The sequence below is a fragment of the Bradyrhizobium sp. IC4060 genome (assembly GCF_020193715.1).
Classification (GTDB): domain Bacteria; phylum Pseudomonadota; class Alphaproteobacteria; order Rhizobiales; family Xanthobacteraceae; genus Bradyrhizobium; species Bradyrhizobium yuanmingense.
The window spans coordinates 73,119-99,073 of record NZ_JADYVJ010000002.1; the positions used below are offsets into that span (position 1 = coordinate 73,119).

The 25,955-nt window shown below is 65.8% G+C and carries 25 protein-coding genes; 10 read left to right on the plus strand and 15 right to left on the minus strand.

The annotated features are described in order from the left end of the window. Positions 1-4: 4 nt before the first annotated feature. Positions 5-544, plus strand: a complete 540-nt coding sequence (locus I6F16_RS07220; protein WP_036024845.1) for an adenine phosphoribosyltransferase — start codon at positions 5-7, stop codon at positions 542-544. An 18-nt stretch (positions 545-562) separates the two neighbouring features. Here the strand turns inward: I6F16_RS07220 and I6F16_RS07225 are convergent, their stop codons facing one another. The 10 genes from I6F16_RS07225 to I6F16_RS07270 form a co-directional block, all read right to left on the minus strand. Beyond that, the gene (locus I6F16_RS07225) at positions 563-1,231 is read right to left on the minus strand and encodes a hypothetical protein (protein WP_109144997.1); all 669 of its coding nucleotides are present in this window, start codon (positions 1,229-1,231) and stop codon (positions 563-565) included. Between the two features lie 60 nt (positions 1,232-1,291). Next, a complete protein-coding gene (locus I6F16_RS07230) occupies positions 1,292-2,044 on the minus strand; it encodes a hypothetical protein (protein ID WP_225114462.1) in 753 nt (250 codons plus the stop codon). A 196-nt stretch (positions 2,045-2,240) separates the two neighbouring features. Continuing rightward, positions 2,241-3,443, minus strand: coding sequence for a M48 family metallopeptidase (locus I6F16_RS07235; protein ID WP_225114461.1), 1,203 nt, complete (start codon positions 3,441-3,443; stop codon positions 2,241-2,243). Positions 3,444-3,475: 32 nt separating this feature from the next. Beyond that, positions 3,476-4,036, minus strand: coding sequence for a LemA family protein (locus I6F16_RS07240; RefSeq protein WP_036006288.1), 561 nt, complete (start codon positions 4,034-4,036; stop codon positions 3,476-3,478). A 138-nt stretch (positions 4,037-4,174) separates the two neighbouring features. After that, a complete protein-coding gene (locus I6F16_RS07245; RefSeq protein ID WP_225114460.1) occupies positions 4,175-5,152 on the minus strand; it encodes a small ribosomal subunit Rsm22 family protein in 978 nt (325 codons plus the stop codon). Positions 5,153-5,276: 124 nt separating this feature from the next. Continuing rightward, complete coding sequence (smc, locus tag I6F16_RS07250; protein WP_057026280.1) at positions 5,277-8,741, minus strand: chromosome segregation protein SMC; 3,465 nt, start codon at positions 8,739-8,741, stop codon at positions 5,277-5,279. A 217-nt stretch (positions 8,742-8,958) separates the two neighbouring features. Then, positions 8,959-9,630: a DsbA family protein gene (locus tag I6F16_RS07255; protein ID WP_036006292.1), complete on the minus strand. Its 672-nt coding sequence runs from the start codon at positions 9,628-9,630 to the stop codon at positions 8,959-8,961. Between the two features lie 140 nt (positions 9,631-9,770). Further along, a complete protein-coding gene (locus I6F16_RS07260) occupies positions 9,771-10,268 on the minus strand; it encodes a DciA family protein (protein WP_225114459.1) in 498 nt (165 codons plus the stop codon). A 10-nt stretch (positions 10,269-10,278) separates the two neighbouring features. Beyond that, positions 10,279-10,599: a HigA family addiction module antitoxin gene (locus I6F16_RS07265; RefSeq protein WP_036024868.1), complete on the minus strand. Its 321-nt coding sequence runs from the start codon at positions 10,597-10,599 to the stop codon at positions 10,279-10,281. Next, positions 10,574-10,855: a type II toxin-antitoxin system RelE/ParE family toxin gene (locus I6F16_RS07270; RefSeq protein WP_225114458.1), complete on the minus strand. Its 282-nt coding sequence runs from the start codon at positions 10,853-10,855 to the stop codon at positions 10,574-10,576. The genes I6F16_RS07265 and I6F16_RS07270 overlap by 26 nt, the downstream gene beginning before the upstream one ends. A gap of 83 nt (positions 10,856-10,938) precedes the next feature. On the opposite strand from I6F16_RS07270, the gene mutY reads away from it, so the two are divergent. Beyond that, on the plus strand, positions 10,939-12,030 hold the full coding sequence (gene mutY, locus I6F16_RS07275) for an A/G-specific adenine glycosylase (protein WP_225136645.1): 1,092 nt from the start codon (positions 10,939-10,941) through the stop codon (positions 12,028-12,030). 65 nt (positions 12,031-12,095) lie between these two features. Further along, positions 12,096-12,518 carry a PaaI family thioesterase gene (locus I6F16_RS07280; RefSeq protein WP_225152261.1) on the plus strand — a complete coding sequence of 141 codons (423 nt, stop codon included), beginning with the start codon at positions 12,096-12,098 and terminating at the stop codon, positions 12,516-12,518. 210 nt (positions 12,519-12,728) lie between these two features. Here I6F16_RS07280 and I6F16_RS07285 read toward each other — a convergent pair whose 3' ends face one another. After that, positions 12,729-14,006: a flavin-dependent oxidoreductase gene (locus tag I6F16_RS07285; RefSeq protein WP_225173520.1), complete on the minus strand. Its 1,278-nt coding sequence runs from the start codon at positions 14,004-14,006 to the stop codon at positions 12,729-12,731. Positions 14,007-14,130: 124 nt separating this feature from the next. Between I6F16_RS07285 and I6F16_RS07290 the strand changes: the two genes are divergently transcribed. After that, positions 14,131-14,751, plus strand: coding sequence for a glutathione S-transferase family protein (locus I6F16_RS07290; protein WP_036006329.1), 621 nt, complete (start codon positions 14,131-14,133; stop codon positions 14,749-14,751). A gap of 110 nt (positions 14,752-14,861) precedes the next feature. Here I6F16_RS07290 and I6F16_RS07295 read toward each other — a convergent pair whose 3' ends face one another. Beyond that, entirely contained in the window at positions 14,862-15,785 is a 924-nt protein-coding gene (locus I6F16_RS07295; RefSeq protein ID WP_225157813.1) for a LysR family transcriptional regulator, read from the minus strand. A gap of 91 nt (positions 15,786-15,876) precedes the next feature. On the opposite strand from I6F16_RS07295, the gene I6F16_RS07300 reads away from it, so the two are divergent. From I6F16_RS07300 to I6F16_RS07320, 5 genes are all read left to right on the plus strand, one after another. Further along, positions 15,877-16,320 (plus strand): nuclear transport factor 2 family protein, encoded by a 444-nt coding sequence (locus I6F16_RS07300; RefSeq protein ID WP_225173521.1) that lies wholly within the window; start codon positions 15,877-15,879, stop codon positions 16,318-16,320. Between the two features lie 5 nt (positions 16,321-16,325). Next, positions 16,326-16,541, plus strand: a complete 216-nt coding sequence (locus I6F16_RS07305) for a DUF1127 domain-containing protein (protein ID WP_225173522.1) — start codon at positions 16,326-16,328, stop codon at positions 16,539-16,541. A gap of 55 nt (positions 16,542-16,596) precedes the next feature. After that, positions 16,597-17,253: a biliverdin-producing heme oxygenase gene (locus I6F16_RS07310; RefSeq protein WP_346656605.1), complete on the plus strand. Its 657-nt coding sequence runs from the start codon at positions 16,597-16,599 to the stop codon at positions 17,251-17,253. Beyond that, positions 17,250-19,796 (plus strand): HWE histidine kinase domain-containing protein, encoded by a 2,547-nt coding sequence (locus tag I6F16_RS07315; protein WP_225173523.1) that lies wholly within the window; start codon positions 17,250-17,252, stop codon positions 19,794-19,796. Before I6F16_RS07310 ends, I6F16_RS07315 begins: the two co-directional genes overlap by 4 nt. Positions 19,797-20,064: 268 nt before the next feature. Further along, a complete protein-coding gene (locus I6F16_RS07320; protein WP_225173524.1) occupies positions 20,065-22,074 on the plus strand; it encodes a methyl-accepting chemotaxis protein in 2,010 nt (669 codons plus the stop codon). Positions 22,075-22,128: 54 nt separating this feature from the next. Here the strand turns inward: I6F16_RS07320 and I6F16_RS07325 are convergent, their stop codons facing one another. The 3 genes from I6F16_RS07325 to I6F16_RS07335 form a co-directional block, all read right to left on the minus strand. Beyond that, a complete protein-coding gene (locus tag I6F16_RS07325) occupies positions 22,129-22,809 on the minus strand; it encodes a glutathione S-transferase family protein (RefSeq protein WP_036006308.1) in 681 nt (226 codons plus the stop codon). Positions 22,810-22,937: 128 nt separating this feature from the next. Beyond that, on the minus strand, positions 22,938-23,264 hold the full coding sequence (locus tag I6F16_RS07330; RefSeq protein ID WP_036037226.1) for a hypothetical protein: 327 nt from the start codon (positions 23,262-23,264) through the stop codon (positions 22,938-22,940). 190 nt (positions 23,265-23,454) lie between these two features. Beyond that, positions 23,455-24,585 (minus strand): site-specific DNA-methyltransferase, encoded by a 1,131-nt coding sequence (locus I6F16_RS07335; RefSeq protein ID WP_036006312.1) that lies wholly within the window; start codon positions 24,583-24,585, stop codon positions 23,455-23,457. A 418-nt stretch (positions 24,586-25,003) separates the two neighbouring features. On the opposite strand from I6F16_RS07335, the gene I6F16_RS07340 reads away from it, so the two are divergent. Beyond that, on the plus strand, positions 25,004-25,945 hold the full coding sequence (locus tag I6F16_RS07340) for a neutral zinc metallopeptidase (protein WP_036006315.1): 942 nt from the start codon (positions 25,004-25,006) through the stop codon (positions 25,943-25,945). The last annotated feature ends 10 nt before the right edge of the window (positions 25,946-25,955 follow it).

Genomic DNA, 25,955 nt, shown 5'->3' on the forward strand with positions numbered 1-25,955 from the left:
ACGAATGACTTTTGACCACGACATCAAGGCGAGCGTCCGCACCATCCCGGATTATCCCAAGCCCGGGATCATGTTCCGCGACATCACCACCCTGCTCGCGGATGCGCGCGCATTCCGCCGAGCCGTGGACGAGCTCGTCAATCCCTGGGCCGGCAACAAGATCGACAAGGTCGCCGGCATGGAGGCGCGCGGCTTCATCATCGGCGGCGCGGTGGCGCATCAGCTCTCGGCGGGCTTCGTGCCGATCCGCAAGAAGGGCAAGCTGCCGCATACCACGGTGCGCATCGCCTATTCGCTCGAATACGGCATCGACGAGATGGAGATGCATGTCGACGCGGTCGCACCCGGCGAGCGCGTGATCCTGGTCGACGATCTCATCGCCACCGGCGGCACCGCGGAAGGCGCGGTCAAGCTGCTGCGCCAGATCGGCGCCAACGTGGTTGCCGCCTGCTTCATCGTCGACCTGCCCGAGCTCGGCGGCGCCGCCAAGCTGCGCGCCATGGACGTGCCCGTGCGCACGCTGATGTCGTTCGAGGGGCACTGAGCGTCCTGGTGTTTCCGCCTAAGACCGCTGCAATATCAGGCTGAGCTCGAGCTCCCGGAAGGCGATGTAGTTGCGCCGCGTCCATTGGTGCAGCTCGGTCGAAGAGTCCTTCTCCTGGCGCAGATAGCCCGTGAAGGAGAAGTTCAGCCGGTCGATATAGGTCTTCAGGAAACCGGGCAGTGCGGGCAGGCGGAACAGCCGGCCGCCCCCCATCGCCGCGGGCAGCTCGCCGCGGACGACATATTCGTTGTCCACCGTGACCAGGTTCATCCGCGGGATCTGCCCGCGCAGCATCTCGTGGGCGCGGGCCGAGACGCGGTCGGTGTCGGCGACGAACAGGATCATCGGCGCAACGTGGCGCCGCGCCGCCTCCTTCAGAAGGCCGATCTCGTCGGTCATCTTGAAGAACTCGTCGAAGGCGTGGAAGCCGAGGTCGATCACCTTGGCAAGTCCGTCATCGACGATGACGCGGTCCATCAGCTGCATCTTGCCGAAGGTGTCGATCACGTCGGCGGTCTCGGTCACCTTCGGCAGGTAATCGAGCAGCGACGGCTCCTTCAGATTGACGTCGAAGGCCGCGACGTTGCCATTCTTGAGCAGCAGGAATTCGCTCAAAAGCCGCGCCAGCAAGGTCTTGCCGACCTGCGGGCGGGGCGAGCAGATGATGTAGACGGGTGTCGCGGGCATTGCCAGCTATATCAGGCCAACTCACCGCCCAATCCAGCCGTATCAGCCCGGCTTGCGCAACTATTTTTCGCTGTTGCGGGTGGCGGATTTCGAGCCGACGATGTCAGTCAGGCGGATGCGGTCGTATTCGCTCCAGACGTTGGCCAGCCAGTGCCGGACATAACCGCGCAGCACGAAGGAATAGTTCGCGGCCTCGTCGCTGATGCCCTTGTTGGCCACGAATTTCAGGAACGGGACGGAGGACACCTCGACCTGCTCATAGGCCATTTCGTTGAGCTTGGGGATCGTCAGCTCGGTCGCGTCCTTGATGCGGTGGAAGTAGGAATTGTAGGTCGCCTGGTCCCACTGGAAGAACTGGGTGTCGTTGATGAAGTTCTTGACCAGGAAATATTTCGCGCCCCCCATGAAGCCTGCGGTCTCCGCGATCTCCTCCAGCGAGGCGATCGAGGGTCCGAGGATGTGGAACACGGCGAAGGTGATCTGGCCGGCCTTGGCGGCGTCGAGGAAGCCGATGTCGCGCAGCGAGGCCAGCGCCGGCGAAAGCAGGCCGGCGCGGACGTCGATCACGGTGACCGAAGGGCTGACAGCGTTGAGCGTGTCGAAGATCTTCATCTGATCGGACGTCGTCGTCATGTCGACGATCTCGGTGATATCGGGGTGGAAGCGTTTCAGGGTTCCGCGCGGCGACTCCGTATCGAACGCCCGCGTCGGCACGTTGTTGGCCGAGAAATAATCGAGCAGGGTGCGCGATACCGTGGTCTTGCCGACCCCGCCCTTGTCCGCGCCCACCACAACCACTGCCGGCTTTGCCATTGCTGTCCCCTAACGCGCGCCCCCGATCGCGAGGTCGCAATCGGCCGGGCCCCAAATCGATGTCCCGAGTCTGCTGTTGGGCGCGAACATGGCAGAAACAAGGGAGAATTCAATTCCTCGCGCTCCACTTACGGCAATTCCCGAGGTTTTTCCCGATTGCCGGGAAACCCGCCACATGAAGCGGCAAATCACGCCGTCATTGACGGCCCCACGGTCCCATCGGATTGGCTGCCGGGGCTCCTGAGGGACCGGGCGCGGGAACGGGCGGCGGGTTGGCGGGACCGGCCGCATCGCTCCACGGCCCCTGCGAGAGCGGCGGCGGCCCGTCCTGTGCGCCGGCATGTTCGGTCTCGAGTTGTTCCGTCTCTTCGGCGGGGTCCGGCAGCGGGCCCGGATCGCGCCCGCCGGCGAACTTGACCAGCGCGTCGATCCGGGACTGCACGGAAGGATGGGTCGCGAACAGGTCGGCAAAGCCCTCGCGCGGATTGTCGACGCAGAGCTCCATCACGGCCGAGGTCGCGCCGGGCAGCTCGCCGCGGCCCTCGATCTTGCGCAGCGCCGAGATCATCGCGTCGGGGTCTTTCGTCAGCTCGACCGAACCGGCGTCGGCGAGATATTCGCGCGACCGCGACAGTGCGAGCTTCACCACCTGCGACAGCAGCCAGGCCAGCACGATCAGCACGATGGCGATGATGATGACGAGGATCGCGCCGCCGCCGGAGCTCTTGCTGTCGCTCGACGACGAGGACGACCGCGACGACGAGGACGAGCCCGAGGAGCCGCCCGAGCTCCAGTTCAGATTCGTGAACAGGCGGAAGAACAATTCGCCGAAGAAGCCGACCACGCCGGCGATGATGACGGCGACCACCATCAGTTGCACATCGCCGTTCTTGATGTGGGTCAGCTCGTGGCCGAGCACCGCCTCGATCTCCTTGTCGTTGAGCGCATCGAGGAGACCCGTGGTGACCGTGATGGAATATTGCCGCGGATTGAGGCCGGTCGCGAAGGCGTTCAGCGCCGGGCTCTCCATGATCTTCAGCTTCGGCATGGTGAGGCCGCGCGAGATGCAGAGGTTCTCGAGCAGATTGTAGAGCCGCGGCTGTTCCTGCCGGGTGACGCTGTGGCCGCCGGTCACGGCATCGATCATCGACTGGTGAAAGAAATAGGCGATCACGATCCAGACCGCCGCCACGACCGTTGCAATCGGCGCGGCCTTGAGCAGGTCCGAGAAGGCGTGTCTCAGATAGTACGCGGCGGTCTCACTGTCGTCGATGAACACCTCGGCCACCAGCGCGCCGGCATAGACCAGCACATAGACCAGCGCGAACAGGCCGGCGAGCAGCAGCATCGAACGAAGCTTGTTCGAGGCGATGTGCGTGTAGAGACCATACGCGGCCATGACGCGATGCCCTGCCGGCCTATCGGCTCAAATCAGAACTTCACCTGCGGCACGGTCTCGACCTCGGTGCGGCTGGCGCCGAGATCGAAGAAGTCCTTTTTGGTGAAGCCGAACATGCCGGCGAACAAGGCGGCGGGCAGCTGCTGGATGCCGGTATTGTATTCCTGCACCGCGTTGTTGAAGAAGCGGCGGCTCGCCGCGATCTTGTTTTCGAGGTCGGAGAGCTCGGACGCGAGCTGCTGGAAATTGGCGTTGGCCTTGAGGTCGGGATAGGCCTCCGACAGCGCGATCAGCCGGCCGAGCGCGCCGGAGAGCTGGTTCTCGGCCGCGGACACCTGCGCCGGACCCTGTGCCGACATCGCCGAATTGCGCGCCTTGATGACGTCGTCGAGCGTGCCGCGCTCGTGCGAGGCGTAGCCCTTCACCGTCTCGACCAGGTTCGGGATCAGGTCGTGACGCTGCTTGAGCTGCACGTCGATGTCGGCAAAGGCCTGGCCGACACGCTGGCTCAGCGCCACCAGGCGGTTGTAGGCGCTGAAAGCGATCAGCGCGAGGACGACGATGACGCCGAGAACGATCCAGCCGGTCGACATGGAGAACTCCTGAAGAGGGAAGAAGGCGGGCGCCAGGGTAGACGAAATTAACGCAGGATGAGAGCCCGGCGCGGAGGGAAGGTAAGACTTGGTCGGATCAGGAACGGCCCGAGTTCAAGGCAGGCACGGCCAGCGAAATTAACTTTCGGACATGACGGCATCGCCCCAGCGCCAGCGCCGGGCCTCGGCATAGGCCGCCTTGTCCCGCCGCGGGACTTTTGCCTGCGCAACCCCAGCCTCCGTGCAAAGCTTGGCCGCGATCTCGGCCTTGCCGACGTCCGGCGGTGCCAGCACGCGCGCGGCGCGGCTCGCGGGCGGGGTGCGGGTCAGGGCGACGTAGATGAAGCGCTCGTCCTCGAACGGGACCTCGGCGCCCTTGATCTGCCGGTGCGCCTGCGACCGGGGCAGGCGCTGGCTGAAATGGCACCAGTCGGGCGCGATCAGCGGGCACGGCCTTTCGTGCGGGCAGGGCGCGTTGACGAAAGCGCCAGCTGCGATCAGCTGCTGGCGCAGGGCGAGGATGCGGGCATAGCCGGCGGGCGTGCCGGGCTCGATCACCACCAGCGCGTGGCGCGCCCTGGCCCACATCGCGTCGGTCAGCTTGCGCTGATCGGCCTCGCTGAGCTCGCCGATGATGTAGCTGGCGATGACGAGATCGGCCTGTGAGACCTCGGCGAGGTTGCCGCCGGCATCGCCGGGCAGATAACGGCACTCCGCCAATCGCGAGCTGCCGTGTGCCAGTTCGAGCGCGAGCCGGCTCAGCGTGGCGTTGGCATCGAGCAGGGTAAAATCCTGTAGCGACGGAAAGGCTTCCGCGGCGGCCCAGCTGGCGGTGCCCGGACCGGCGCCGACGTCGAGCAATGTTTCGGGAGCGAGATCAGGCGCGATCTCGGTGAGCGCATTGAGGCTCGCCGCCACCGCCGCGTAGGTCGCGGGCATGCGCGCCAGCGCATAAGCGAGCGCATCTGCGTCCGACTTGATCGTGCCGGAGGTGCCGCCGGCGCGATACGTAGTCGAGATCCTCTGCGAGCGCCGGGCCGCGTCGCTGCGGGAGAAGCCCTGCAGCTTGCCGTCGAGGGCGGCTTTCAGTTCGGCGGGAAGGGTGGGGGAGATCATCAGCAACCCCACGTCATTCCGGGGCTCGCGAAGCGAGAACCCGGAATCCATTTATCTGCAGCGTCGGTCGTACCATGGATTCCGGGTTCGATGCTGCGCATCGCCCCGGAATGACGGTCCAAGATCACGCCACGTTCTGGTCGAGAATGTCCACTGCCTCGGCGAGGCTCACCGACACCAGCTGCGACACGCCGCGCTCGGCCATGGTGACGCCGAACAGCCGGTTCATCCGCGCCATCGTGATCGGGTTGTGCGTGATGATGATGAAGCGCGTGTCGGTCGAGCCGGTCATTTCGTGGAGGAGGTTGCAGTACCGTTCGACGTTGTGGTCGTCGAGCGGCGCGTCGACTTCGTCCAGCACGCAGATCGGCGAGGGGTTGGTGAGGAACACCGCGAAGATCAGCGCCATCGCCGTCAGCGCCTGCTCGCCGCCCGAGAGCAGCGAGAGCGTCTGCGGCTTCTTGCCCGGCGGCTTGGCGATGATCTCGAGGCCGGCTTCCAAGGGATCGTCGCTCTCGATCAGGTGCAGCGCGGCCTCGCCGCCGCCGAACAGCTCGACGAACAGGCGCTTGAAGTGGTCGTTGACGACGTCGAACGAGGTCAGGAGCCGCTCGCGGGCTTCCTTGTTGAGGCTCTGGATGCCCTGGCGCAGCCGCTTGATGGCTTCCACAAGGTCGTCGCGCTCGGTGACGAGGCCGGTGTGCTGGGTCTCGACCTCGCGCAGCTCTTCCTCGGCGCGCAGATTGACGGCGCCGAGGCGCTCGCGGTCCCGGCGCATCTTCTCGAGGTCCTCCTCGATCTCGTGCAGCGGCGGCAGTTCGGCGCCGGGCTCGAGCTCGGCGAGGCCGGCGACGGCCTGCGGCTCGACCTCGAGCATGTCGCGGATCTCGCGCTCGATGTCCTCGAGCCGGCGGCGGGCGCCTTCCATGCGCTCCTCGGCGCGGGCGGTGGCCTCGCGGGCGCTGGAGAGCGCCTCGAGCGTCAGCTTGGCGACACGGTCGGTCTCGGCCATCGCGGTCTCCGCGGTGGCGAGCGCGTCGGCGGCCATGCGGCGGTCGTTCTCGGCGTATTCGATCTCGGTAATCAGCGCGCTGCGCTTCTCGGCGAAAACGGCCGGGGCGTTTTCGAGCTCGCTGCGCTCGATGGTGAGCTCGGCGATGCGGGCCTGGATGGTGTCGATGTGGGAGGCCGCGCTCTCCTTGCGGTTCTGCCACTCGGTGCGTTCGGCGAGGATCGCCTGCACGCGGCGATCGGCGAGCTCGGCTTCGCGTGCCAGCGCCTGCGCCTCGGCGCGGACCTGGGCGGCCATGCGGCGGCGGCCTTCGATGTCGCTGCGGACGGCGGCGAGCTGGGTCTCGGTGTCTTCGCTCGACGGCAGCTCGCCGATGCCGGCCTGGGCGTATTCGTAGGCGGCCTCGGCTTCGGCGCGATCGGCGGCGAGCCGGCTGTGCGCTTCCGACAGCGTCGCCTTGCGCGCGGCATGGCGGCTGATCTCGCGCTCGGCATTGGCGTGGCGCTCGCGTGCGACGTTGAGCTCGCGCTGCGCGGCGCGCCAGGCCTCGCGGCTGGCGCCCTCGGTGCTCGCCGCCATCTGCAGCTCGGACTCGGCGTTCTCCAGCGCCTGGCGCTTGATCTGCGCGTCGATGCGGGCCTGCTCCAGCTCGTTCTCGATGTCGACGAGGCGGGCGCGCTCGGCCAGGCGCCGCGCGGCGCCGGTCGGTGCGTGCGCCGCGGCGACGAAGCCGTCCCAGCGCCAGACGTCGCCCTCGGGCGAGACCAGCCGCTGGCCGGTCTTGAGCTGCGACACCAGCTCGGCGCCGCGCTCGCGCGGGACAACACCGATCTGCGCGAGGCGACGCGCCAGCTCGGCCGGCGCCTGCACATGGTTGGAGAGCGGAACGGCGCCTTCGGGCAGCTCCGGATCGCCCTCGGTGTGTCCGACATTGGTCCAGCGCATCGGCGCCGACGGATCGATCGGCGCATCGAGATCGTCGCCGAGTGCCGCGCCGATCGCCTTTTCAAAGCCCTTGTCGACGGTGATGCCGTCGATGATCGGCGGCCACAAATTCTTGGTCTCGCCGTTGACGATCTTGGAGATCGTGCGCGCCTCGGTCTCGAGCCGCTGCACGCGCTTGTCGGCCTCGACCAGCGGCGAGCGTGAGGATTCCAGCGTCTGGCGTGCCGCGACATGCGCAGCTTCGCTGGCCTGCGCCGCAGCTTCGGAGGCCGCCAGCGTCTCTTCCGCCGTCTCGACCAGCGCGGTCAGCTCGTCGAGATCGCCGAAGCCGCCGGTTGCTTCGGTGAGCTTCTGCTCTTCCGCCGTGACGTTCGCGATCTCCTGATCGAGCCGGGCGAGCTTGTCGCGATGGGTGCGGACGTTGGCCTCGAGCTGGTTGCGCTTGGCGGTGAGGTCGGCGAGCGCGGTGGTGAGCTCGGCGAAGCGCTGCTCGGTTTCGGTCAGCACCGCCTCGGCCTCGGCAACGCGCTCGTCGACGCCGGAGCGCTTCTCGACGCGCGACTTGATCTCTTCCTTCAGCTCGGCATCTTCGGCGTCGAGCCGCTGCAGCGCGACGTCGGCGTCCATGGTTTGTTGCTGAGCGCGGGAGATGTCGCCCTCGAACTGGGCGAGGCGGCGCTCGAGCTCGGCGACGCGCTCCTTGGCGCGCTCTTCCTCACGGTCGAGCTGCTCGCGGGCATTGGTCAGGCGCTGCAGGCCGGCGGCGGCGCGCGCTTCGGCATCACGCAGCGCCGGCATCTCGGCGGCGCGGATCGCCTGGATGCGGGCCGCTTCGGCCTGGTGCTGGGTGCGCTCGGCCATCTCGCGCACGGCGAGATCGTGGGTCTGGCCGGATTCGTTGACGTCGGCATGGGCACCGACCCAGCGCAGGTGGAACAGCGTGGCTTCGGCCTTGCGGACCTTGGCGGCGACCTCGCGATAGCGCACGGCTTGGCGGGCCTGCTTCTTCAGGCCTTCCATCTGGCCGGAGAGCTGGCCGATCACATCCTCGACGCGGGTGAGGTTGGTTTCGGCCGCCTTCAGCCGCAGCTCGGCCTCGTGACGGCGGGCGTGCAGGCCGGCGACGCCGGCGGCGTCTTCCAGCACGCGGCGGCGCTGCTCGGGCTTGGCCTGGATGATCTCGCCGATCTTGCCCTGGTGGACGAGGGCGGGCGAACGCGCACCGGTGGCGGCGTCCGCGAACAGGATCTGCACGTCGCGGGCGCGCACGTCGCGGCCGTTGATGCGGTAGACCGAGCCGGCCTCGCGCTCGATGCGGCGGGAGATTTCCAGGATCTGGCTGTCGTTCATCGCCGCCGGCGCGGTGCGATCGGCATTGTCGATCGTCATCGTCACTTCGGCATGGTTGCGCGCCGGACGGTTGCCGGAGCCGGCGAAGATCACCGCATCCATGTCGGCCGCGCGCAGCGACTTGTAGGAGGTCTCGCCCATCGCCCAGCGCAGCGCCTCGACGAGATTCGACTTGCCGCAGCCGTTGGGGCCGACAACGCCGGTCAGGCCGGGCTCGATGACGAAGTCCGTGGGCTCAACGAAGGACTTGAAACCGTGAAGGCGCAGGCGGGTGATTTTCATAAGCACGCATCTCTGTTGGCAGGCGCGAATCCCCCTGCCGGGACAATACCATGGAAGGCAATGTCGCTGTCTGGGTGAGTCGCGCGAGGCGCCTCATGCGGCTGGACAATGGCCGCGGTGCGCCGCGAGGGCAACCGGCGAAAGCCGCTTTTCCCAAGGGATTTATGCCGGGAAAGATACGGCTTTCGAGATGCGAATCAGGATCTTGACGCGCGAATCAGCTCTTCAGCAGCGGGTTGATCTTCTTGGCGAACTCCTCGAACGAGGTGTCGCCCTTGATCTTCTCGCCGTTGATGAAGAAGGTCGGCGTCGAATCCACCTTGAGCACGTCGCTGGCATATTTCTGGTCGGCGGCAATCTTGTCGAGCAGCGCCTGGTCCTTCAGGCAGGCCTCGACCTGCTGCTGGGTGAGGCCGGCCTGCTTGCCGATCCGCGTCAGGGTCTCGGTGGTGTTCTTCATCACCCAGTCATTCTGCTGGCGGAACAGCATGTCGGTGACCGCGAAGTATTTCGGCGCATCGTCCTTGGCGATGCAGCGCGACAGCATCGAGCCGGCGGCGGCTTTGATGTCGAGCGGGAACTCGCGGAAGATGTAACGCACCTTGCCGGTGTCGATGTATTCCGTCTTGATCTTCGGGAACACCTGCTCGTTGAAGGCGGCGCAGTGCGGGCATGTCATCGAGGCGTATTCGGTGATGGTGACGGCGGCATCCTTCGGGCCGAGCGCCATGTCGGGCAGCGACACCGGCTTGGCGACATCGGCGGCCGACTGCGCCATTGCTTCAGGGATCATGGCGTCCGAGATGAACCGCAGCGGCGAGAGCCCGGCGAACGCGGCAAGCCCGGTCAGCGACAGCATCGTGGTGAAGGCGCGGCGGGTGATGATCAAGGTCGGCTCCCGGGATTGGCAAGGTTCGCCCGAAGGACGGGTCAAGGTTTCCTGCTCGGACGGCCTGTCGCTAGCTTGAAACGTCGTTTGAGGCAATGGCGGGCGCTACGGACAGGTCCAGTTTGGCCGCGGAATGAGGCTCAATTTCGCTTGATGGCGGCCCCGAGGCGCGCCAGCGCGGTCTTCAGTTCTTCATCTTCGATCTCGGTCAGGTTCTCCGCTACCTTGGCGACGGCCTTGGGGTCGGGTGGGCCGGGCCGCTTCCGGGCCCGCGGCCGCGACAGGGGCGCCTGGCGGAAGGCCAGCTTGCCGACCGCGCTCCAGCCGAAGAAGCGGTTGACCCGCTCCAGGATCACGTCGGCCAAATGCTGAATCTCCAGCGCCATCGGCCCCTCGACCCGTAGCACCAGGGTTGCCGGCTCCTGCGGCTGACCCTCGACCGGCCGTGGCCATTGCATCTTGAGCGGCTCGGCATGGGCCGCGATCTCCGGCCCTGCGATCTGCGCCCACCGCGTCACCAGCTCGCGCGCCGCAAAGCCCTGCTTGGCATAGGCCTCGGCAAAGACGTCGTCGAGCAGGATCCCGAGCGGTTTGGCGCTGACGGGGCCGGGCTTGAAGATGGGGCCGGATTTGGACATGAGCCGTCCGTTATGCCGCGGCGCGAGGCCGGATGGCCTTGAGGTCGCGATCGATCTCGCGCCGTCGTTGCATCAGATCATAGTCCATCTGCAGACCCAGGAAAAAGCCCTCCGACAGACCGAAATAGCGGGCGAGCCGCAGGTCAGTGTCGGCGGTGATGTCGCGCTTGCCGAGGACGATCTCGTTGATCCGCCGCGGCGGGACGTGAACGGCCCGCGCCAGCGCGTTCTGGCTCAGCTCCATCGGCTTCAAAAACTCCTCCAGCAGGATCTCGCCGGGATGGGGATTGCGGAGGAACCCGTTCCTAGTGGTAGTCGACGATTTCGACATCTCTCGGTCCTCCTTCATCCCACACAAAACAGATGCGCCACTGATCGTTGATCCGGATCGAGTGCTGACCTTCGCGGTTGGCTTTCAGGGCTTCCAGCCGATTGCCCGGCGGAACCTTGAGATCCGCCAATACCCGCGCCTGGTTTAGCAAGCGCAGCTTTCGCAAAGCCACATTCTGAATGTCGGACGGCAGTTTTCGACTTCGCCGACCGGACCAGATCAACTCTGTCTCGGAGTTGGCGAAGCTCTGGATCATGTCTGTGTATAACGCAAGGCGTTATAGCGCGCAACGGTCCGCTCGCGCTGGCCACAGGCGGAATCCTCCTCTAGTAAAGGTGCATGCTCTCCACGACTGCGCGCAAGAAGGAACAGAGTACGGCGTCGTCGGTTCGCCCGCTCGCGCTCCTGCAATGGTACGACCGCCACCGCCGCCGATTGCCGTGGCGCGCCGCGCCGGGCGAGGCGTCCGATCCTTACCGCGTCTGGCTCTCCGAGATCATGCTCCAGCAGACCACCGTGAAGGCGGTCGGCCCTTATTTCGAAAAATTCGTCGCGCGCTGGCCTGATGTCACGGCGCTGGGGCGAGCCTCGCAGGACGACGTGCTGCGGATGTGGGCCGGGCTCGGCTATTACTCGCGCGCACGCAACCTCCATGCCTGCGCCGTGGCGGTGACGCGCGAGCATGGCGGCGTGTTTCCGGATACCGAGGAGGGGCTGCGCGCGCTGCCGGGGATCGGGCCCTACACGGCGGCGGCGATTGCGGCGATCGCGTTCGACCGCCGCACCATGCCGGTCGACGGCAACATCGAGCGCGTGGTGTCGCGGCTGTTCGCGGTCGAGGAGGAGCTGCCGCAAGCCAAGCCGCTCATCCAGCAACTCGCCGCGACGCTGCTGGCGGAGTCTCGCGCCGGCGACAGCGCGCAGGCGCTGATGGATCTCGGCGCCTCGATCTGCACGCCGAAGAAGCCGGCCTGCTCGCTGTGTCCGCTGAACGAGGACTGCGCGGCACGCGCGCAGGGCACCCAGGAGACGTTCCCGCGCAAGGCACCGAAGAAGAGCGGGATGCTCAGGCGCGGTGCCGCCTTCGTGGTCACGCGCGGCGCCGAATTGCTGGTTCGCTCGCGGCCCGAAAAGGGGCTGCTCGGCGGCATGACGGAGGTGCCGTGCTCGGACTGGCTCGCCGGCCAGGACGATGCAACGGCGAAGCAGCAGGCGCCGCAGCTGAAGGGGCTGTCGCGCTGGCAGCGCAAGGTGGGCGCCGTCACCCACGTCTTCACGCATTTTCCGCTCGAGCTAGTGGTCTACACGGCCAAGGCCGAGGCCCGGGTCCGCGCGCCCGAGGGCATGCGTTGGGTGCCGATCGCGACTCTGGCAGATGAGGCGCTGCCCAACGTCATGCGCAAGGTCATCGCGCATGGATTGGATCTCTAGCATCCATCCTGCTGACAGCAGGCTGTCAGCAGTCTTGCGCTAACAGGGGGCAAAGGAGATCTCGCATGGTCAAGACCGCGCTCGATAACTTCCCAAGGCCCCCATGCGCCGAGCTGCTCGGCTGGCGCCTGCTCGATGCCCGTCCGGAGGAGGGCTGGATCAAGCTCGGCTTCGACGGCAAGCCGGAGTTCTGCAACCCCGCGGGCTTCATCCAGGGCGGCATGCTCTCGGCGATGCTCGACGACACCATGGGTCCGGCGGTGCTGGTGATGAGCGAGGGCCGGCTCTACACCACCACGATCAGCATGACCGTGAATTTTTTGGCACCCGCAAAGCCCGGTCCGATCACCGGCGAAGCCAAGGTCACGCAGCTCGGCAAGACCATCGCCTTCGTCGAAGCCATGCTGATGGCAGAGGACGGCACGGTGCTGGCGACGGCAAGCGCCAGCGAGCGATTGTTGGAGGCGGCGAGGGTGGTGGGAAAATAGTTCGGCGGTGCGCACTGCTCTTCCTTCTCCCCTTGCGGGAGAAGGTGGCGCGAAGCGCCGGATGAGGGGTTGCCTCAGCGAATTCTACTGCAAAAGATTTACCTGCGGACAGAACCCCTCACCCAAGTGAGTCCGCTTCTACCTGCGTCGCTGCCCTCTCCCGCAAGGGGAGAGGGCGTATTCGCGCACATCTCGCCTTGAGCAAAGAACTCACCCCTTCGCCCGCGCGTTCTTGCTTACGATCGGCGGCTTCGCATTCAGCGCCTCGACCTGAAATCCCGCAACGCGCTTGTAGTTGGCGGCGATGTCCTCCAGCTCCTTTTGCGACAGCACGTCGGTGACGACCTTGTACCCGTCAGGCGCGCGCTCCTCGACCAGCTGCATCACCTGCTCGGGACCGTTCTTGCGGTTGAGCAGGACGAGGTCGGTGGTTGCGGGCCGCCGCTCGGCTTCATAGGCGAGCAGTGCCGCCTGCGTCGGACCGTGCGCCAGGATTTCGCGCGTGATGACGCGCGCGTCGAGGATCGCCTGCGAGGCGCCGTTCGAGCCGATCGGGTACATCGGATGCGCGGCATCGCCCATCAGCGTGGCGCGGCCGAAGGTCCATTGCGACACCGGATCGCGGTCGACCAGCGGATATTCGTAGGCGTGCGGGCAGTTCCTGATCAGGGCGGGCACGTCGAGCCAGTCGAACTGCCAGCTTTCGAACCAGGGCAGGAATTCTTCCAGCCGCGCGGTGCGGTTATAGTCCTCGCGCCGCCACTGATAGGTCGGAGGCATGTGCCGCTCGGCGACCCAGTTGATCTGGTGGTTGCCGTTGGCGTCCGCTTCTTTCGAGATCGGATAGCAGACGAATTTCAGGATCTCGTGACCGGCCATGATCATGCTGCGGCCGGTGAGGAAGGCTTTGGCCGGCGTGACGCCGCGCCAGAGGATACGGCCGTTCCAGATCGGCGGGCCTTCGTTCGGATAGAGCTTTTCACGTGCGGCGGAATGGATGCCGTCGGCGGCGATCAGGATCGTGCCCTCGTAGGTGCCGGCGGCCTTGCCGGTCGCCCTGTCGACGAAGTCGGCGCGCACGCCGCCCGCCGTCTCGGTCCAGCCGGTCAGATGATGGCTGGTGAGGATGTTGTCGCGGCCGAGCCGCTCGAGCGCGGTGTCGAGCAGGATCTGCTGCAGGGTGCCGCGATGGATCGAGAATTGCGGCCATTTGTAGCCGGCGTCCAGGCCGCGCGGCTCGCTCCAGATCGGCTTGCCGTGCTTGGAGAAATAGGCGAGCTCGCGCGTCCGCACGCCGCTGGCGTCCAGCTTGTCCAGCAGGCCGAGCTCGATCAGCTCGCGCACCGCATGCGGCAGCACGTTGATGCCGACCCCGAGCGGCTTCAGTTCCGCGACACTCTCGAACACTTTCACGGGAACGCCGATTTGATGCAGGCTGAGCGCAAGCGTGAGCCCGCCGATGCCGCCACCGGCGATGAGTACCGTCATGAGAAAACCCCTCCGATGGAGGCGTCTTGGCACAGCCGGGCGGCCGTGGGCAACTGCGAACAGGCCGCCTATGGACGGCGCGGCGGAGGACCGTTAACCTCCGGTTTTCCCCATGAGGTCCGACATGCTCAAGCTCTACTACGCCACCGGCACCTGCGCGCTTGCCACCTACATCACCCTGGAAGAGGCCGGCGCCGACTACACCGCTGAGCGGCTGAGCTTCAAGGACAACCAGCAGAACAGCCCGGACTATCTCGCCATCAACCCAAAGGGCCGGGTGCCGGCGCTGGTCACCGACCGCGGCGTCCTGACCGAGACGCCGGCGATGCTGGCCTATCTCGCGCAGACCTTCCCCAAGGCGAAGCTCGCGCCGCTCGACGATCCCTTCGACTTCGCCCAGGTGCAGTCGTTCAACTCCTATCTCTGCTCGACCGTGCACATCAACCACGCCCACAAGATGCGCGGCGCGCGCTGGGCGACGGAGGAGAGCTCGTTCGCCGACATGAAGGCGATGGTGCCGAAGACCATGGGCGCTTGCTTCAAGCTGATCGAGCAGAAGATGTTTCGGGGACCCTGGGTGATGGGCGATCAGTACACGATCTGCGATCCCTATCTCTATACGCTCTCGACCTGGCTCGAAGGCGACAGCGTCGACATCAATGCGACGCCGAAGATCGCCGATCACTTCAAGCGCATGTCCGATCGCCCCGCGGTGAGCAAGGTGATGGCGGCGCAGAAGGCGTAGGAGCGCAGCTGTTGTGGGGTGGGTTAGCGCAGCGTAACCCACCTCTTCTGTTGCTGCGGAAACCAAAGTGGTGGGTTACGCCTTCGGCTAACCCACCCTACGAGAGCTTGCTACGGGAGTTTCCGCCTGGCTTGCTCCAGCTGCCGCCCCGTCTCCAGCATCAGCCTTCTCAGCCAGATCGAACCGGGGTCCATCTGCGCGCGCGTCGGGTGGAACATGAACTGCTCGTCGATCCCTGGATCGAGCGGCGGCGTCACCGTGACGAGGCCGAGCTGCTGCGACAGCGCGGCGATCAGCCGGCGCGGCACGAAGGCGACGAGATCGGTGCGCGCGGCAACGTGCAAGGCTTCGAGATAGCCCGGCACGACCAGCGAGATATGTCGCTCGACGCCTTTGCCGCGCAGCCAGGTGTCGATGAGATCCTCGGCATTGCCGCGGATGATCACGCCGACATGGCGGGCGGCCAGGAACGCCTCGCGTCGCTTCAGCCTCGCTCCCACAGGATGGCCGCGCCGCACCGCCAGCGCGTCGCTGTCGGTGTAGAGCAACTGGCGATGAAACCCCTTGAAGGCGTTGCCGATCGAGATCACGAGGTCGATGGTGCGGGCGAACTCGGCGTGGAAGATCGCAGGTCCCCGCCACGGCACCACGTCGATGCGGACGTTGGGGGCAAGGCGCGTCACTTTCGCCATCAAGGGCGGCATCAACAGCTCGACTGCGAGATCCGGCATCATCAGGCGGAACTGCCGCTCGCTGCGCGCGGCATCGAAGTCATCGGGCAAGAACAGCCCGCGGACCTGGTCGAGCGCCTGCGCCAGCGGCGCACGCAGGGCGAGCGCCCGCGGCGTCAGCTCCATCCGTACGCCCGTGCGCACCAGCAGCGGGTCACCGAAGATGTCGCGCAGGCGCTGCAAGGCGTGGCTCGTCGCCGGCTGTGACAGGCCGATCCTCATCGCCGCGCGGCTGACATTGGCCTCGCGCAGCAATGCGTCGAGCGCGGTCAATAGGTTGAGGTCGAGCGTTTTCAAATTCATGAGGTGAATAGATATCATATTCTCTATCGATTTGAAGAATGGCGTTGGCCCGGCGATGATCTCCACGTTGTCACCACGAGGAGATGCCGCCATGAACGCGAGCGCCAACAAGAAACTGCTGCAGGATATCTTTGCCGCGGCCGCCAATCCCGATCCGGCCGCGCGCGACCGCGCCCTGTTTACAGCAAGTCTCGCCGACGACGCCAAATGGGTCGTCACCGGCCAATATTCCTGGTCGCGCACCTTTGCCGGCAAGGACGCGATCCTCAAAGATCTGCACGGCTATGTCCGCACGCGCCTGCGCGACCGCACGCGGACCGTCGCCCATCGCTTCATCGCCGATGGCGACATCGTGGTGGTCGAAGCCAAGGGCGATAACGTCACGCCCGAGGGCGTGCGTTACGACAACGATTATTGCCTCGTGTTTCGCCTGGAGGACGGCAAGATCAAGGAGATTCGCGAGTACTGCGACTCCATGCTGACCGAGAAGGCGCTCGGCCCGTTTCCGCAAGCTCCCGCCAGGGCAGCGAGCTGACCGGATTGGACCAGGTCGCGTCCACCGGCCGCTCCTGTTCGCCACGGCCCGCGATGTTTGTGCGGGCCTGCCGGGCGCTGCTGGAACTCATGCAGGCCCGGCACGAGCGGTCTCGGGTCCGCTGCCAGCTCGCGGCCATGACCGAACGCGAGCTTCAGGATTTCGGGATGTCCCGGAGCGAGATCGAGCACGAGCTCAGAAAGCCGGTTCGGCGGAAATGAACGGAGTGGACCCCCGATGTCTCGCCTCTCGCGGTGCTAAAGGCCGGCGGAACTATTGCGTGCCGCCGGCGTTCCCTCGGTTGCCGGGCGCGCCGCGCCCGCGGCAACCTGCGTTCTCGGGAATTTCATGCTGGCTGGGGCTTCGGACGTTTCAACGCAGGTAGGCCGCAGCTTCTTCGGACTCCGCGAACGACTAAAAGACGCAACGTCGGCCGCGCACCGCGACCTCGACGCGCAACTATCGGCGTTCGATCTGACCGAGCTCTCCGGCTATCGGCGCTTTCTGCAAGCCAGTGCCGGCGCCCTGCTGCCGGTCGAGACGGCACTCGTCGAGGCCGGCGTCAGCAGCGCTTTCCCGGACTGGCCGGAGCGGTCGCGAAGCGCGGCAATTCTGGCTGATCTCGAGCGCCTCGGCAGCGCGGTGCCGCGGCTGGTGTCCGTGTCCCCACTGACGCGCAGCGGCGTTGTGGGCACGATGTATGTGCTCGAAGGCTCCCGTCTCGGGGCAAAATTCCTGCTGAAGATGGTCGCGGATTCCGCCGATCCGCGCCTCCGCGAAGCTGTCGCCTATCTCAGTCACGGCACCGGCAGGCAGCTCTGGCAGAGTTTCCTGGCGAAGCTTGCAACCAACGAGTGCTGGGACGAAGACGAGGCAATCGAGGCGGCCCGCATCGCCTTCGCCGCATTCGAGCAGGCGGCGGACCGGGCATGAACCAGGCCGTCAATCTCACGAATTGCGACCGCGAGCCGATCCACATTCCCGGCAGTGTGCAGCCGTTTGGCTTCCTGCTGGCCGTGCTCTCGGATTTCACGATCTGCATGGCCTCGGATAACGTCGGGAGCTTTCTTGGAACGGATGTTGCCGACCTGCTGCAGCGGCCGCTGTCGGGCGTGATCTCCGAGGCGGCGGTCGAAACGATCCGCAGCCGGGTCGATCATCTCGGCGGTCCGGATGCGACCGAGCGCCTGTTCGGCGTCGAGCTGCAGCCCGGCAAGCCACCCTTTGATCTTTCGATCCATCTCTCCGGCGTCTATCTGATCGTCGAGGCGGAGCCGAGCGTCCACGAGCCCGGCGTCAATTCCGGCGAGCTCGTGCGCTTGATGCTCGAACGGATCCGCAAGACGCGCGGAATGGCCGATCTTGCGCGCGAGGCGGCGCGTCAGCTTAAGGTGCTGACCGGCTTCGACCGCGTCATGGTCTATCAGTTTCACTCGGACGGGTCTGGCGAGGTGATCGCCGAGACGGCGGAGTCTGGGCTCGAATCCTTTTTCGGTCTGCGTTACCCCGCCTCCGACATCCCAAGGCAGGCGCGCGCGCTCTATCAGCGCAACTGGCTGCGCATCATCGCCGACGTCGACGCGCGGCCTGCCGCGCTGATGTCCACGGCCACGCACAATGCGGGACTGCTCGACCTGTCGATGAGCGTGCTGCGCTCGGTGTCGCCGATCCACATCGAGTATCTGCGTAACATGGGCGTTGCCGCCTCCATGTCGGTGTCGATCCTGCGTGACGGCAAGCTGTGGGGCCTGTTTGCTTGTCACCATTATTCGCCGCGTTACATTTCGTTCGACAAACGCACGGCCTCCGAGCTGTTCGGTCAGATGTTCTCGTGGATCGTGGAAGGCCGCGAGCGCGAGGCTGACGTCGCCTATGAGGCCCGCGCGCATCAGGTCCAGGAGCGATTGATCGAGATCGCGGCCTCGCACGACCACAGCCGGCGGGCGATCGTCGATTTCCTGGGCGACTACCGCAAGATGATCGAGTGCGACGGCGTCGCAGTATGGTCCGATAACACCATCGCGCTCGAGGGCGAGACCCCGACCGAGGATGAGGTGAAGGATCTCGTCGCCTTCATCAACCGGACTTCGCCGGGCCGGATCTTCGCCAGCGCCGAGATCGCCCAGGTCTACGCCGCCGGCCAGGCCTTCCGTGACCGCGCGGCGGGCTTTCTCGCCATCCCGATCTCGCGGACCCCGCGCGATTGCCTGATCTTCTTCCGCCGTGAGGTCACGCGATCGGTGAAATGGGCCGCCGATCCCAACAAGGTCTACGACGAAGGGCCGCACGGGCCGCGTCTCACCCCGCGCAAGAGCTTCGAGCTATGGCAGGAAACGGTGGCGGGGCAGTCCAAGCCGTGGTCGGCGGCCGATATCCGCATCGCCGAGAGCCTGCGCGTCACGCTGCTGGAGGTGATCCTGCAACTGTCCGACCTCGCCGCGCGCGAGCGCCGCGGGGCACAGGAGCGGCAGGAACTGATGATCGCCGAGCTCAATCATCGCGTCCGCAACATCCTGAGCCTCGTGCGCGCCCTGGTGGCGCAGAGCAAGGAGACTGCGACCGGCATCGAGGAGTTCGCCAGCGTGCTCGGCGGCCGCATCCAGGCCCTCGCGCGCGCCCACGACCAGATCACGAACCTGAACTGGGCACCCGTCGCACTCCGCACCCTGGTCGAGTCCGAGGCCGGCGCCTATCTCGGTGCGCGCGCAGACCGGGTGAAGATGGGCGGTCCGGACGTCGCGCTCGATCCAAAGGCGTTCGCGACGCTGGCGCTCGTCGTTCATGAGATGATGACCAATTCCGCCAAGTACGGCGCGCTTGCCGATTCCACCGGCAGTGTCGAGGTGGTCTGGCGCCTCGACCCGTCTTCCAGCCTCGTTATCGAGTGGAAGGAGAGCGGCGGTCCGCCCGTGCAGCCGCCGTCGCGGCGCGGCTTCGGCACCACCATCATCGAGCGGTCGGTGCCGTTCGATCTCAAGGGCGATGCCGAGATCCGTTTCGACCTCCTGGGCGTCCAGGCGAAGTTCGTCATTCCGCCCAACTTCGTCCAGCTCGTCCCATCCATCGCGGGAGCCGCCATGCGTATCGAGGAGCAGCAATCTGCCCGTCCACGGATTTCCGACACGGCCCTGATCGTGGAGGACAACCTGATCATCGCGATGGCCGCGGAGGTCATCCTGCTCGACCTCGGCGCCCGCCACGTCGACACCGCCGCAACCGTCGACCAGGCACTGCGCTCGATCGAGCGTTCGCGGCCGAGCTTTGCTCTGCTCGATCTCAATCTCGGCAGCGAGAGCAGCATCAAGGTGGCGCAGAAGCTAAAGGAGATCGGGGTGCCCTTCATCTTCGCGACCGGCTATGGCGAGCGCGCGCCGATCCCCGAGCCATTGGCCTCCGCGCCGGTGGTCCAGAAGCCCTACACGCTGGAAGTGGTCGAAAATGCACTCGGCAAATTGCAGCAGGCCGGCGCCCAATAGGCATCCCCTGACGAACAGCATGCATCGGCGTGCATGGCACAGCGCATTCGCATGCGGCTTTGCATAGCTGCCGCCAAAATCGGCAGATTTGGTGCAGGTCGAGATTGGGCGCGCGAGGAATTTGAAGGTTCAATTAAGAAGTGTCCCCCATTGTGTCGCGGTGCAGCGTAGGCCGCCAAGGCGCGGCGTGCGGCTGCCGGAGTGGCCGTGACGATCGCCGGAGTCGTTCGGCCCCTCTAATTCACATGCATCTGGGTGGACAGTGGGAATGCCGAAATTTCGTTTGCGGATCAGGGGACGCCTGTACGCAGGCTTCATGGCCCTGGTGGCGGTGGGTGTCGTGATGGCGGTGGTTGCCGTCTGGAATTTGCGGGACGTGCAGGATCAGGTCGCAAGACAATCTGCCCTCTCGGACAGCACGGCGCGGGTGCTGGAAATATCGGCCCATCTGCAGGCTATTCAGCGGGCCAATTTGCGCTACGTCTACGACGGCAACGAGTCCGCAATGAAGGAAGCGCAAGAGCGCGAGACCGCGGCGAGCGAGCTGCTCCGGGTCGGCGCTCAGGGGGCGCTCTCCGAGGAGCGGCGCGCGCTCTACAACGGCCTGATCGACGAGATCGCGAAAATGCGACGCCTGCGTGACAATCTCGGCGACGCCGTCAACGAGACGAGAACGGGCAAGGCGACGCTGCTGCCGAGTGGCGAGGACCTTGCCACCAAGACGAACAAGCTCGTCGACGTGGCGCGCGCCGCCGTCGATGAAGATACCGCTTCCCTCGTCGCCGATCTCGAATCCCGAATCCTGCTCGTGAGGATCGTAAACTGGCGTTTTCTGGCCCTTCGCGATGCGCAGGGCCCTGCGACCTTCAGGGCGAGCATCGACAGGGCATTACAACGGCTCGGGGCACTCGAAAAGAGCCCGCAGGCGGCGGCGTTGCGCGCCACGCTGGCGCCGGTGAAGGCCTCGCTTGAAACCTACAAGACGGCGTTCGAGACGACCTCCGCAGCGATGCTTAAAGCGGACGAGATCTACCACAAGAGCCTCGCGCCCCTCATCGTCGACAGCATCGGCAAGCTCAAGGTGGCGGAAACGACGCTGAAGGAGGACTACCAGGTATCGCGCACCACCGCCGAGGCCGTGATCGCGGGAACGACGACCGTGCAGGAGATCGCCGGCGGCCTCGCCATCCTGTTCGGAGGCATCGTCGCCTTCCTGATCGCCCGCAGCATCGTCGGTCCGCTGACCTCGATGACGCAGGCGATGGGGCGGCTTGCTGGCGGCAATCTCGAGGTCGAGATTCCCGGCCGTGGCAGGGCCGACGAGATCGGCGACATGGCCAAGGCGATCCAGGTCTTCAAGGACAACATGATCGAGACCGAGAGCATGCGCGCCGAGCAGGCCGAACTCGAGGCGCGGCAGGCCGAGAACCGCAGGAAAGACATGGCCAGGCTCGCCGATCAGTTCGAGCAGGCCGTCGGCGAGATCGTCAACACGGTGTCGTCGGCATCGGGCGAGCTCGAAGCCTCCGCCGGCACGTTGACGACGACTGCCGCGCGCGCCCAGGACCTCTCGACGGAGGTCGCCAGCGCTTCGCAGGAGGCCTCGGCCAATGTGCAGGCGGTCGCCTCTGCGACCGAGGAGCTCTCCTCTTCGGTCTCCGAGATCGCCCGCCAGGTGCAGGAATCCGCCCGCATCGCCACCGAGGCTGTCGGTCAGGCGAGCCGGACCAACGAGCGCGTCGGTGCGCTCTCCAAGGCCGCCGCGCGGATCGGTGACGTGGTCGAGCTGATCAGCACCATTGCCGGCCAGACCAACCTCTTGGCGCTGAACGCCACGATCGAGGCGGCGCGTGCGGGCGAAGCCGGCCGCGGCTTTGCCGTGGTCGCTACCGAGGTCAAGGCGCTCGCCGAGCAGACGGCAAGGGCCACCGGCGAGATCGCCCAGCAGGTCTCCGGCATCCAGGCCGCGACCGAGGAGTCGGTCGGTTCGATCCGGGAGATCAGCGGCACCATCGAGCGGCTGTCGGAGATCGCCTCGACGGTCGCCGCGGCCGTGGAGCAGCAGGGCGCGGCGACGCAGGAGATCTCCCGCAACGTCCAGCAGGCGGCCCAGGGCACGCAGCTCGTCTCGTCCAACATCGGCGACGTGCAGCGCGGCGCCTCCGAGACCGGCTCGGCCTCCTCGCAGGTTTTGTCGGCGGCGCGCTCGCTGTCGGCCGACAGCAACCGGTTGAAGCAGGAAGTCGCCAAGTTCCTGAGCTCGGTCCACGCTGCCTGACGTCTTGAAAGCAAGAGGCCACGCGGATGCGCGTGGCCTCGAACAGCGGCGCGATCAAGCCACCTTGGTGGTCATGTGCTTGAACATGTTGGCTCGCGCTTCGTCGTCCATCTCGGCCTTGAAGGTGAACTTGTCCTTCAGGGCGATGGCACGCGCCGCCGCCGGGCGCGCCGAGATCTCGTCGACCAGCCGCTTCACGTTCGGGTATCGCGCAAAGGCGTCGTCGCCGAGCTTGAACGGCACCATCCGCGCCCAGCCCCACATCGCCATGTCGACGATCGAATAGCTGTCGCCGACCATGTAGCGGCGGTCCTTCAGGTGAGCGTCGAGGATCTTGTAGTGGCGGTCGGTCTCGTACTGATAGCGGTTGTTGGCGTAGTCGTGGTTCTGGTCCTTCGGCGCAAAATGCTTGAAGTGCACGGCCTGACCCGAAAACGGCCCGACGCCGCTCGCGACGAACATCAGCCAGGACAAGAGCTCGGCGCGGTTGGAGGGGAGGAATTTGCCGGTCTTCTCGGCGAGATAGAGCAGGATGGCGTTCGAATCGAACACGATGGTGCCCCCATCGTCGATCGCCGGCACCTTGCCGTTCGGATTGATCTTGAGGAATTCCGGCGTGAACTGCTCGCCCTTGCGGGTGTCGATCTTCACCGGCTCGAACGGCAGGCCGGATTCTTCGAGATAGAGCGCGACCTTGGTCGGGTTCGGTGATCCATTGAAATAGAACTTGAGCATCAAGCATCTCCCCGGTGTCTATATTGCCGCGCGCGGCCGCGGCGTCGTTGGGCGAGCCTGTCTTGCCTGAACCTCGCCCGAGAGAGCAACCGGCGAGTTTGCCGGGCGGTGTCTGCGCGGTACGCAGATCAGGCGGCGTAACAGAGGCCGATTGCCGCCGCAACGACCATGGCCGCGCCCACGGCTTCCAGCCGCAGGCCGAGCCGCGCGGCGAGATGCATGTCCGAGGCCCGCGCCGCGCGCTCCGACCCGCGCGCATAGCCGTGAACGATGACGTCGTGGTTGAAAGTATCGTGCGCCTCGTTGCTGCTGGCGAGCCCGACGCAGATCACGAGCACGCCGAACAGCGCCAGGCCGAAGAATCCGAGCAGCGCGATCAGGAACATCGGAAACATGCCGATCAGGAAGATCGGCAGCAGCGGCACCAGCAGCAATGTCTCGGACTGTCGTCGCATGGGAGCCCAACCGGTCAGGAGGGGGCTAGTCGGGCGAATCTAGTCCTGGTTGGCGCGGCTTTCAACTCACGCCGCTGTCATTCCGGGGCGCGCCTCTTGGCGCGAGCCCGGAATCCATTGGGCGGCATGGGACGTGGCTCGATGGATTCCGGGTTCTCGCTTCGCGAGCCACGGAATGACGGTGGGAAAGCTACTCCGCCGCCATTCCCGCGCGGATCTCGGCGCGGAGCTCGTCGATCAGCTTGAGGCCCTTCTTGGTCTCGACGTGCCAGAAGGTCCAGCCGTTGCAGGCCTGCGCGCCTTGCGCCACCGCGCCGATGCGGTGGATCGAGCCGACCTTGTCGCCAAGCATGATGGCGCCGTCGGCGCGCACCAATGCGCCGAGCTTCTTCTTGGCGTCGAACAGCTTGGTGCCGGGCATGATCATGCCGCGCTCGATCAGCTCGGAGAACGCAACGCGCGGCGCCTCGCGCGCGGTCATGAACGGGGCAAGGCTCTCTTCCGGCAACGGTTCGACCTTGGCGATGCGCGCCTCGGCCGCCTTGGCGTAGGTCTTGTCGCGCTCGAAGCCGACATAGGAGCGGCCGAGGCGCTTGGCGACCGCGCCGGTGGTGCCGGTGCCGTTGAACGGGTCGATGACGAGATCGCCGGGCTTGGACGAGGACAGCAGCACGCGCGCCAGCAGGCCTTCCGGCTTCTGTGTCGGATGCACTTTCTTGCCGTCGGCGCCCTTGAGGCGCTCCTCGCCGGTGCAGAGCGGAATCAGCCAGTCGGACCGCGCCTGCACATCCTCGTTGGCGGCCTTCAATGCCTCGTAGTTGAACGTGTAGCCCTTGGCCTTCTCGTCACGCGCGGCCCAGATCATGGTTTCGTGCGCGTTGGTGAAGCGGCGGCCGCGGAAATTCGGCATCGGATTGGTCTTGCGCCAGACGATGTCGTTCAGCAGCCAGAAGCCGAGGTCCTGCATGATGGCGCCGACGCGGAAGATGTTGTGATAGGAGCCGATCACCCAGATCGTCGCCGACGGCTTCATGGCGCGGCGTGCGGCGAGCAGCCAGGCGCGGGTGAAATCGTCGTAGGCGGCAAACGAATCGAACTTGTCCCAGTCGTCGTTGACGGCATCGACATGGGATTCGTCGGGGCGCTTGAGGTCGCCCTTGAGCTGCAGATTGTAAGGCGGGTCGGCGAAAACCAGGTCGACGCTGCCTGCCTGGAGCTTCGACATCTCGGCGACGCAATCGCCGACGATGATGCGATGCGAAGGCGACTCAAAATTTGTGCGGGGCGCCCTTGCAGACGCCCCGCGACGCGACTCTACCATGACTCAAGAACTCTGACTCAGGCGACGCTGTCGGCGACGCGGGACCAAACAACCGACTGCCCGTTACATTGAAGGGGCAAAGTAAAAATCGACTTAACCCGCCGCTTTCGTGAGCACTCCCCGCATGATCGTTCGCGCACAAATTGTTGCGCGCATTCGCCTTGTTTTACAGTGTATTTCGCGATTGCGCGGTTCGCTGGAGCGATCGTGGCGGGAAAAAGGCTGTAAATTTCTCTCGGAAAAAACTGCTCGGCCCTCGGAAAAATTTGCTGGCATCGACAGGCTGTCGCACTAGGCAATTTTTGCCGGCCACGATATTGATAAAAGCAACGGAAATTTTACGTATGTGGCGCGTTGAGCTTTCGCGTTTCTGTGCGCCGTCGAAACTTGAATCAGGGACCCCAGAGGAAAGGCCGCCATGCGCTACGATGACTTCCGCCGCAGCGACGACATCGAGGATCGTCGCGACGAAGGTGGTGGCTTTGGCGGAGGCGGAGGCGGCGGGTTCGGCCTGCCGATGGGCGGTGGCGGGCTTGGCATCGGCACCATCATCATCCTCGGCCTGGTCGGCTACGCCTTCGGCATCGATCCCCGCATCCTGATCGGCGGCGCCGAGATCCTCTCCGGCGGCGGCCATGCGCCGACCTATCAGACCGATCGTCAGGCCTCCTCCGGCAAGCGCGGCGCGCCGACCGACGAGATGGGCAGCATGATCTCCGGCATCCTCGGCGAGCTCGACGATCGCTGGAGCGAGATCTTCCAGGCCAACGGCCAGTCGTACACCGGTCCGAAGATCGTGCTGTTCCGCAACGCCACCAATGGCGGCCGCTGCGGCATGGCGCAGTCGGCCATGGGGCCGTTCTATTGTCCGCCCGATCGGACCATCTTCCTCGACACCGCCTTCTTCCGCGAGGTCGAGACCCGCTTTCGCGGCTGCTCCGGCAAGTCGGCGTGCAATTTCACCACCGCCTACATCATCGCGCACGAGGTCGGCCATCACATCCAGAACCTGCTCGGCATCATTCCGCGCGTGACGCGGCTGCAGCAGCAGGTCGGCTCGAAAGCCGAGGCCAATGCGCTCCAGGTCAAGGTGGAGTTGCAGGCCGATTGTCTGTCCGGCGTCTGGGTCAACCGTGAGGCGAAGAAGCGTCCGAACTTCCTCGAGCCCGGCGACATCGAGGCGGCGCTGACCACGGCGAGCGCGATCGGCGACGACACGCTGCAACGCCAGGCCACCGGCCGCGTGGTACCCGACTCCTTCACCCACGGCTCGGCGGCGCAACGCAAGCAATGGTTCATGATCGGCTACCAGCAGGGCACGGTCCAGGCCTGCAACACGTTCGGTGCGGGGGCGTTGTAACGCGTCAGCC